This window comes from Ciceribacter sichuanensis (assembly GCF_024055605.1).
Lineage (GTDB): Bacteria > Pseudomonadota > Alphaproteobacteria > Rhizobiales > Rhizobiaceae > Allorhizobium > Allorhizobium sichuanense.
The window spans coordinates 199,178-207,500 of record NZ_JAMXLX010000008.1 but is presented as its reverse complement, the minus strand read 5'-3'; the positions used below and the strand labels follow the sequence as shown (position 1 = coordinate 207,500).

The window sequence follows — 8,323 nt, the reverse complement described above, 5'->3', positions numbered from 1 at the left end:
AACTTGTACAGTCTTATTGGATTGGCTGTGCAGGGACGCGGTTCCAGGAAATAGCTCCACCGTACAGACCGTACCCGAAACCGACACAGGTGGTCAGGTAGAGTATACCAAGGCGCTTGAGAGAACTATGCTGAAGGAACTCGGCAAATTGCACGCGTAACTTCGGAAGAAGCGTGACCCCTTTTGACGCAAGTCAGATGGGGTGGCACAGACCAGGGGGTAGCGACTGTTTATCAAAAACACAGGGCTCTGCGAAGTCGCAAGACGACGTATAGGGTCTGACGCCTGCCCGGTGCTGGAAGGTTAAGAGGAGAGGTGCAAGCTTTGAATCGAAGCCCCAGTAAACGGCGGCCGTAACTATAACGGTCCTAAGGTAGCGAAATTCCTTGTCGGGTAAGTTCCGACCTGCACGAATGGCGTAACGACTTCCCCGCTGTCTCCAGCATAGACTCAGTGAAATTGAATTCCCCGTGAAGATGCGGGGTTCCTGCGGTTAGACGGAAAGACCCCGTGCACCTTTACTATAGCTTTACACTGGCATTCGTGTCGGCATGTGTAGGATAGGTGGTAGGCTTTGAAGCTTGGACGCCAGTTTGAGTGGAGCCATCCTTGAAATACCACCCTTATCGTCATGGATGTCTAACCGCGGTCCGTTATCCGGATCCGGGACAGTGTATGGTGGGTAGTTTGACTGGGGCGGTCGCCTCCGAAAGAGTAACGGAGGCGCGCGATGGTGGGCTCAGAGCGGTCGGAAATCGCTCGTCGAGTGCAATGGCATAAGCCCGCCTGACTGCGAGACTGACAAGTCGAGCAGAGACGAAAGTCGGTCATAGTGATCCGGTGGTCCCGCGTGGAAGGGCCATCGCTCAACGGATAAAAGGTACGCCGGGGATAACAGGCTGATGACCCCCAAGAGTCCATATCGACGGGGTTGTTTGGCACCTCGATGTCGGCTCATCGCATCCTGGGGCTGGAGCAGGTCCCAAGGGTTTGGCTGTTCGCCAATTAAAGCGGTACGTGAGCTGGGTTCAGAACGTCGTGAGACAGTTCGGTCCCTATCTGCCGTGGGTGTAGGAATATTGACAGGATCTGTCCCTAGTACGAGAGGACCGGGATGGACATATCTCTGGTGGACCTGTTGTCGTGCCAACGGCATAGCAGGGTAGCTATATATGGAAGGGATAACCGCTGAAGGCATCTAAGCGGGAAACCCACCTGAAAACGAGTGTTCCCTATCAGAGCCGTGGAAGACGACCACGTTGATAGGACGGGTGTGGAAGTGCAGTAATGCATGAAGCTTACCGTTACTAATAGCTCGATTGGCTTGATCGTTCTCATTGACCATGCTCATCAAGGGCCCGCAGGGGCCTTGATGATGCTGAAAACAAAGATGTGTTCATAAAAGACAAAAGAGGCATAACGCCTCGCCAGCTTCTCAGATTGTTGCGCTTCGCTGACCTGGTGGTTATTGCGGGGCGGCTGCACCCGTTCCCATTCCGAACACGGCCGTGAAACGCCCCTGCGCCGATGGTACTTCGTCTCAAGACGCGGGAGAGTAGGTCGCTGCCAGGTCTGCAAAACGCAACAAAACAAAATCTTCTCGACGCACAAAGGGCCTCAAGCCCATAACGAGGCCGCATACAACGCGGCCTTTTGGCTTTAAGGCCTATATACAGTATGAAACTTCAACGCACCGGATCTATAACCGGGCGTCCCTTACAGGAGCAGACAGCCTTCGGCAATCTGCTCCGGAAGTCGTGCAAACTGCGTCGCAGTTTACACACCGTGACAAAACCAAAAGGGTTTTGCACACCGGATAAGCCGAAAAGCGGCTTACCTAAATGGCGCGGGGTGGAGCAGCCCGGTAGCTCGTCAGGCTCATAACCTGAAGGCCGCAGGTTCAAATCCTGCCCCCGCAACCACCGAAACTTGTAACGACATCCATTCCTGTTCCCGCTCGGCCAGCACGGCCTCGCAGCGACGCAGGAATTTTGTCTTGTCGGCAAGTGATTTGAACTCTCCGGCAGAACGTTTGCGGACGAACTCCGAAGATTGTCCGTCGTCGAATGATTTGAGACTTTTGGGGCTCTGGAAGAATGGAGTTTCCGGCTCGGTTTGCGGATTGATTTAAGCTGCTTTTGCCTGGTGGTTCAAGCGGCGCTGTTTGATCGTGTCTCGTTTGATCCTTTCGCGTTCGAGCAGGATGGTCTGGCCGCGCCCGAAGTAGACGTCGGCCGGGGTGAGATTGTCGAGGCTCTCGTGGTATCGGCGATGGTTGTAGTGCTCGATGAAGACTGCGATCTGGGCTTCGAGGTCTTCTTTGAAGAAGTAGTTTTCCAGCAGGATGCGGTTCTTCAACGTCTGATGCCAGCGTTCGATTTTGCCCTGCGTTTGCGGATGGCCGGGAGCGCCATGAACCTGGTTGATCCTGTATGTCTCCAGCCATTCGCCCAGATCGGAAGCAACGTAACACGGGCCGTTGTCGGACAGCAGGCGCGGCCGGTGCTCGACCTTGACCTTGTCGCAGCCAGAGGCGGCCAGCGCCAAGTCGAGCGTGGCTGTGACATCGTCTACCTTCATGCTGGTGCACAGCTTCCAGGCGATGATGTATCGCGAGAAGTCATCGAGAATGGTCGACAGGTAGAACCATCCCCAGCCGATGACCTTCAGGTAGGTGAAGTCGGTTTGCCACATCTCGTTCGGCCGCGTGGTCTTGTCCTTGAACTCGTCATTGGCCTTGATGACGATATAGGCTAGCGACGTGATCAGGTCATGAGCTTTGAGCAGGCGATAGACCGAAGCCTCTGATACGAAATAGCTTTCCATGTCGGTGAATTTCACCGCCAGCTCGCGCGGGGACAGATCGGCGTGATCCAGTGCCATTTCGATGATCCTGCCCCTGATATCGTCTGGAATGCGGTTCCAAACCCGTGATGGCGCGGACGTCCGGTCTTCCAGTCCCTCGACACCGTGGGTCTGGAACCGGTCATACCATCTGTAAAATGTTGGCCTGGGAATGCCGAGCCTTTCGAGGGTTTGCCGGACCGACAGATGTGACTGCTCTACCAACCGGATGATCTCAAGCTTTTCGGTGGCGGAATATCTCATTCGTCGTCGCCCCCATGCCCGATCATGCTTTTTTTGAGCAGGCGGTTCTCCAGGGTGAGGTCGGCCAGCGCTTCCTTCAGTTCGCGGCTCTCCTTGCGCAGGGCTTTCACCTCGTCACTCGTTGCCGAACGAGCAGTGTCGCCTGCAAGCCGTTTCTTGCCAGCTTCGAGGAATTCCTTCGACCAGCTATAATACAGGCTCTCGGCGATCCCCTCGCGGCGGCAGATCGCGGCGATGCTGTCTTCGCCACGCAGGCCTTTCAAGACGACCCGGATTTTGTCCTCGGCTGAATGGTGCTTGCGCGTGGCGCGGCGGATATCCTTGATCGTCTTCTCGGCCGCCGACGTCTGCGGCCCGGATTTTTGTCTCATCTTCGCTTCCTTTAACAGAGCTACGACGAGCCGAAAATCCTCTCTTCCCAATTAAGCCAGTTCTGTCTCATGGGTGCTGATGTCGGACAATGCTGCACGACGAGGCCCGAGCCGATCTGCTCAACATTGATCGACATGCGACGACCGTCGTCGGTCCATGTGACGCCGGCTGCAATGTGATCAGGCGGGCAGCAGCGTAGGTATTCGGCCTCCGGCAGGGTGAAGAGCCAGTCGGCAATGTCGATCTTTTCGAGCGGAACGTCGATCTCTGCGGAATAGGCGGACTGGGAGAGAATTTAATCTAGGACCTTGACCATTGGAGTGTTCCTTCTGTTTGTTGGGCGACCGCCCGTTGACGAGAAGGAAAGTGCTCCTGATGCCCGCAGATGATAACGAACTGAATGGTCGAAACGGTTTTGCGCTGTAGGCAAAGATGAGAGCCCCACGGTTCGCTGAACATCTCTCTGTTTACGTCGACGTTGTCCGCACAGGGAGCTTCTCAGCTGCCTCTCGGCGGAGGGCTGTCACGCCTTCGGCTGTGGTTCGACAGATCGATGCGTTCGAACAGGACCTGGGCGTATCCCTCCTTGTTCGCTCGACACGGGCGTTGTCATTGACGGACGCTGGCCGTCACCTGTTTGAGCGCGCCCAGCGCCTGCTCGATGACCTGGCCGATACCCATGCCGAAGTTTCCGCCTTCGATAGTGCGGTCAGCGGCACGCTCCGCATCGCTTGTTTCCCAACCTTCGGGAAACGCTATGTCATTCCTGTTCTCGCATCGCTAGCGCAGGAACACCTGGGCCTGCATGTCGAGCTGGATCTTACCGAGCGGCTGGCTGATCCCGTGGCCGAACGGCTCGACCTCGTGGTGAGGATGGGGGAGCTTGCGGACAGCTCTCTGATTGCCACGAAACTTGCTCCGCTTGATCGCATCCTCGTTGCAAGCCCTGGCTATGTCGACCAATTCGGCGAGCCGGAAGACGAGACTGCGCTCCGCCATCATCGCCTTCTCGACAAGCTCCATGGCAATGATCTGCTCGGATGGTCTGACATTCTCGGCAGCCCAGCCGGCGAGGCCTGCAAGCAGGTGGCTTTCCGGTCCGATGATTTTGAAGCGTTAAACAGCGCCGCGATCGCAGGCATGGGTGTGGCGTTTCTGCCGAGCTGGGTTTCGGGGCCCTTCACGCAGGCAGGTAATCTCATCCGGCTGAAGCTCCGCGGCGAGCGATGGAACGAGCGATCGTCAGGCATCTATCTCCTGCGTGCCCTCCAGGTGCCGTCCGCCAAGGTCAGGGCGTTTACGGAAGCACTCAAGGCCCATATCGGCGCACCACCGAGGTGGAGTTGAAGTGGGGAATGCAACGGCCCGCAGATCAAATCCTGAGGAAGTCAGTGCTCCCACGACTTGCCCAGTAAAGGTTCGATTCTCATCAAGAGCGCTCACGGGCGGTGGGTCTGACGCCGCGCCCATCACGAAGGTCGCTCCAGCCTTCAGTCCATCCGCTACGCATTTTCGGCTAGAAAGATCTGAATATCCGTTGCAATGGAGACTGCTTCTCCCGGTAGCCGCCCTAGGAGTTTTGCGATGGTCTCAACCGCCAATCGGGCTTCCAGAAGTGGTCGTTGGTCAATAACCGCGTTGATCTTTCGGGACTTTAGCAACATCCGTCGGTTAGGCGTGAGTTCATGGGTGATGACCACAGTGTCGTCGATCCTCGCAAGGCGCTGGAGAGTGCTTACAATCGGCATTGCGCCTGCCGACAGATGATAGATGCCTCGCAATCCCGGGTCATCCCGAAAAGCAATCTCTACGACACGTCCTGCCTCCTCCTGATTTTCTCCAGTCTCCAGAACCGCAGCAAGACTGCATTCCGGGTAGCGTTCGGTCATGATGGCTCGAAAGCCGGCTTCCCGTTCGCGATGGCCGGTGATATCGCGTGAGCCTGCAACCACGACGACGCGACCGCCTTCCCGTCCGAGGAAAAGTCCCATCAGGTCACCGGCCACCCGACCAGCCTGCCTGTCGTCCGGCCCGACATAGGCGGCACGCCCGCAATCGGCGAGGTCGGTCGCCAGAGTAACCACCGGGACCTTGCGCGATAGGATTGCTACGGCTTCCCTAACTCGAATATCGTCAGGGCTGGTGATGACGAGGCCGTCATAGGAGCGACAATCGCGGACGGCGGCGGCGATTGCCGCAGGCTTTCGCGGGTCGATGTGATTGACGAAGAATTGCACGTTCAGCGTTGTGTACATTCGCGACGCAAGATCGATACCTTCGCGCAACGCCGCGTGAAACGGGTTGACAGGTGGTTGGATAAGGACCGCGACGCGTAGCGCGCGAGAGGGCGTGCGGTCTAAAGCCCGGTCAATACCGAGAGCACGTGCCGCAGCCAGCACGCGGTCTTCTTTGTCGGTACGCACGCCGCCCCGGTTGTTGAGAACTCGATCCACCGTCGCGGCCGATACCCCGGCTGCCTTTGCAACGTCCGTAATGCTTATCTTTCGTGCAATCATTTGCCTCTCCGCCGCGCATTCTGATTGAATCCCATCAAAATCCAACTTTGTAAATCAGATACCTCCAGTTAAATCTCTGGGCCAAGGAGGGTCGCCCACCAAGTGAGCGACGCCAGGGAAGGACCAGAACATTATGAGTATTACCGTTACCACGGCACCTTGCTGCTGGGGCGTTGACGACGTGCGCAATCCGAACCTCCCCCCGTGGGAGCTCGTTTTCGACGAAATCAAAGCGGCCGGATATGGTGGAATGGAGCTTGGCCCCTACGGCTATGTACCGCTGGACATCGATTTGGTGTCTCAGGCTCTGACGAGCCGAGGGCTCTATATCGTGGCCGGAACGATCTTCAATAATCTTGTCGCTCAGGAAAACCGCGATAGCCTGCTGCGCCAGACGGACGAGATTTGCGCTCTGATTGCCCGACTGCCGAAGCCCCCGACATCTTTGGGCCAGCGATTTTCAGCGCCTTATCTGACTGTCATGGATTGGGGGCACGACGAACGCGACTACGCAGCTGGCCATTCCGACAGAGCGCCCAGACTAGACGACGCGGCCTGGGCCGGGATGATGGACAATATCAGGGCGATATCCGATCTCGCCCGCGAGAAATATGGCGTTCGCGCCACCGTACACCCGCATGCCGGGGGCTACATCGAGTTCGAGGACGAGATTGCCCGTCTCGCTGCTGACATCCCCCGGGAGGTCGCCGGCTTCTGCCTCGACACTGGCCATACCTGGTATGCAGGTATGGACCCTGTCGAAACGCTACGTAAATACGCCAACCGGCTCGACTACATCCACTTCAAGGACATCGACAAGGCCGTCTTCGATCGCGTGATGGGCGAGCACATCCGCTTCTTTGAAGCCTGCGGGCAGGGCGTCATGTGCCCGATCGGCAAGGGCTGTATCGATTATCCCGCAATCCGCGCACTTCTCGACGAGCTTGGCTATGAAGGCTTCATCACCGTGGAGCAGGAACGTGATCCGCGCAACGCCGGCGGGAGCCTGGCCGATGTGAAACTGAGCCGCGACTATCTCAAGTCGGCTGGCTTCTGATAATCCGGGAGTAACCTCATGATTTACGGAACTCGTCAGACGAAACGACCCCTGCGCTGGGCTATGGTGGGCGGTGGCCGGGGAAGCCAGATCGGCTATATTCATCGCAGTGCCGCGCTTCGTGACCGCTACTTCGATCTTGTCGCCGGCGCCTTCGACCTTGATGCCGAGCGCGGCCGCGTCTTCGGTGTTGAGCTGGGGCTGGAGCCTTCGCGGTGCTATGCAGATTGGCGTGCGCTTTTCGCAGAAGAGGCAAAGCGTCCAGATGGGATCGAGGCAGTATCGATAGCAACACCTAACAATACCCATTACGAGATCACCAAGGCTGCGCTGGAAAGCGGGCTGCATGTGGTGTGCGAAAAGCCGCTGTGCTTCTCGGTGGCCGAGGCCGAGGATCTTCAGCGTGTTGCCGCAGAGCGTGGCCGTATTGTCGGTGTGACCTACGGATACAGCGGCCATCAAGTGATCGAACACGCCCGCGAGCTAGTTGCAGCTGGCGAATTGGGTGAAATACGCCTGGTAAACCTGCAATTTGCGCATGGCTTTCACAACGAGGCGGTCGAGCTTCAAAATCCGGCGACCCGCTGGCGCGTCGATCCCAAATTTGCCGGCCCAAGTTATGTCCTCGGCGATATCGGTACACATCCGCTTTATATCTCCGAGGTCATTCTACCGGAGCTCCATATCCAGCGGCTTCTTTGCGCCCGCCAGAGCTTCGTTAAGACGCGTGCGCCGCTCGAAGATAACGCGATGACCCTCATGGAATACGACAACGGCGCCTTTGGCACCGTCTGGTCGAGCGCCGTCAATGCGGGTTCCATGCATGGTCAAAAGGTGCGCGTCGTCGGATCGAAAGCTTCAATCGAGTGGTGGGACGAGCAACCGAACCAGCTTCGCTTCGAGGTTCAGGGCGAGCCGGTGCGAATTTTGGAGCGCGGTATGGGTTACCTGCATGCAAAGGCGCTTGCCGACGATCGTATCGGTGCGGGCCATCCGGAGGGTCTCTTCGAGGCCTGGGCAAACCTTTACGACCGCTTTGCCATCGCCATGGAAGCGCGCAACGAAAACGATGGGGAGCGCCTTTCAGGCCTTCGTTATCCGGGTATCGAGGCAGGCGTCGAAGGCGTTCGCTGGGTGGAGAATTGCGTTCGTTCGGCCGACCTCGGTGGGGTCTGGGTCGACTATCGGTAATTGGGTAGAGGGTGCGATGGTCGTACCCTCCCTCAAAGGGAGCTCTTAAGTAGGGAGGAGAGCAGCATGAAATCCAAAT

At 57.5% G+C, this 8,323-nt stretch carries 5 protein-coding genes, 1 tRNA gene, 2 rRNA genes and 1 pseudogene (1 of these 9 only partly in view); 6 read left to right on the top strand and 3 right to left on the bottom strand.

The window, feature by feature from the left end:
* From NBH21_RS21525 to NBH21_RS21515, 3 genes are all read left to right on the top strand, one after another.
* Nucleotides 1-1,332: ribosomal RNA gene (locus NBH21_RS21525) — 23S ribosomal RNA — on the top strand; it begins 1,466 nt to the left of the window's first position.
* A 125-nt stretch (nt 1,333-1,457) separates the two neighbouring features.
* Nucleotides 1,458-1,572 (top strand): 5S ribosomal RNA (gene rrf / locus NBH21_RS21520).
* 273 nt (nt 1,573-1,845) lie between these two features.
* Nucleotides 1,846-1,922, top strand: a tRNA-Met gene (locus NBH21_RS21515).
* Nucleotides 1,923-2,127: 205 nt separating this feature from the next.
* Here the strand turns inward: NBH21_RS21515 and NBH21_RS21510 are convergent.
* A protein-coding gene (locus NBH21_RS21510) for an IS3 family transposase (protein ID WP_250914837.1) occupies nt 2,128-3,479 on the bottom strand; the annotation gives its coding sequence in 2 pieces (ribosomal slippage) (nt 2,128-3,143 and nt 3,143-3,479; 1,353 coding nt in all).
* Between the two features lie 89 nt (nt 3,480-3,568).
* Nucleotides 3,569-3,775, bottom strand: a pseudogene (locus NBH21_RS21505) (hypothetical protein); the annotation flags it as partial.
* Nucleotides 3,776-3,912: 137 nt separating this feature from the next.
* On the opposite strand from NBH21_RS21505, the gene NBH21_RS21500 reads away from it, so the two are divergent.
* Complete coding sequence (locus NBH21_RS21500; RefSeq protein ID WP_250914838.1) at nt 3,913-4,827, top strand: LysR family transcriptional regulator; 915 nt, start codon at nt 3,913-3,915, stop codon at nt 4,825-4,827.
* A 155-nt stretch (nt 4,828-4,982) separates the two neighbouring features.
* Here NBH21_RS21500 and NBH21_RS21495 read toward each other — a convergent pair whose 3' ends face one another.
* Nucleotides 4,983-5,996 carry a LacI family DNA-binding transcriptional regulator gene (locus NBH21_RS21495; RefSeq protein ID WP_250914839.1) on the bottom strand — a complete coding sequence of 338 codons (1,014 nt, stop codon included), beginning with the start codon at nt 5,994-5,996 and terminating at the stop codon, nt 4,983-4,985.
* A gap of 133 nt (nt 5,997-6,129) precedes the next feature.
* Here NBH21_RS21495 and NBH21_RS21490 point away from each other — a divergent pair, with 133 nt between their 5' ends.
* Together NBH21_RS21490 and NBH21_RS21485 are read left to right on the top strand one after the other, a co-directional pair.
* Nucleotides 6,130-7,053: a TIM barrel protein gene (locus NBH21_RS21490; protein WP_250914840.1), complete on the top strand. Its 924-nt coding sequence runs from the start codon at nt 6,130-6,132 to the stop codon at nt 7,051-7,053.
* 18 nt (nt 7,054-7,071) lie between these two features.
* Nucleotides 7,072-8,244: a Gfo/Idh/MocA family protein gene (locus NBH21_RS21485; protein WP_250914841.1), complete on the top strand. Its 1,173-nt coding sequence runs from the start codon at nt 7,072-7,074 to the stop codon at nt 8,242-8,244.
* Nucleotides 8,245-8,323 lie beyond the last annotated feature (79 nt).

What these genes read in the sequence shown, in the direction of transcription:
- NBH21_RS21485 (WP_250914841.1), top strand. Translation starts at nt 7,072, where the DNA reads ATGATTTACGGAACTCGTCAGACGAAACGACCCCTGCGCTGGGCTATG.
- NBH21_RS21490 (WP_250914840.1), top strand. Translation starts at nt 6,130, where the DNA reads ATGAGTATTACCGTTACCACGGCACCTTGCTGCTGGGGCGTTGACGAC.
- NBH21_RS21495 (WP_250914839.1), bottom strand. Translation starts at nt 5,996, where the DNA reads ATGATTGCACGAAAGATAAGCATTACGGACGTTGCAAAGGCAGCCGGG.
- NBH21_RS21500 (WP_250914838.1), top strand. Translation starts at nt 3,913, where the DNA reads ATGAGAGCCCCACGGTTCGCTGAACATCTCTCTGTTTACGTCGACGTT.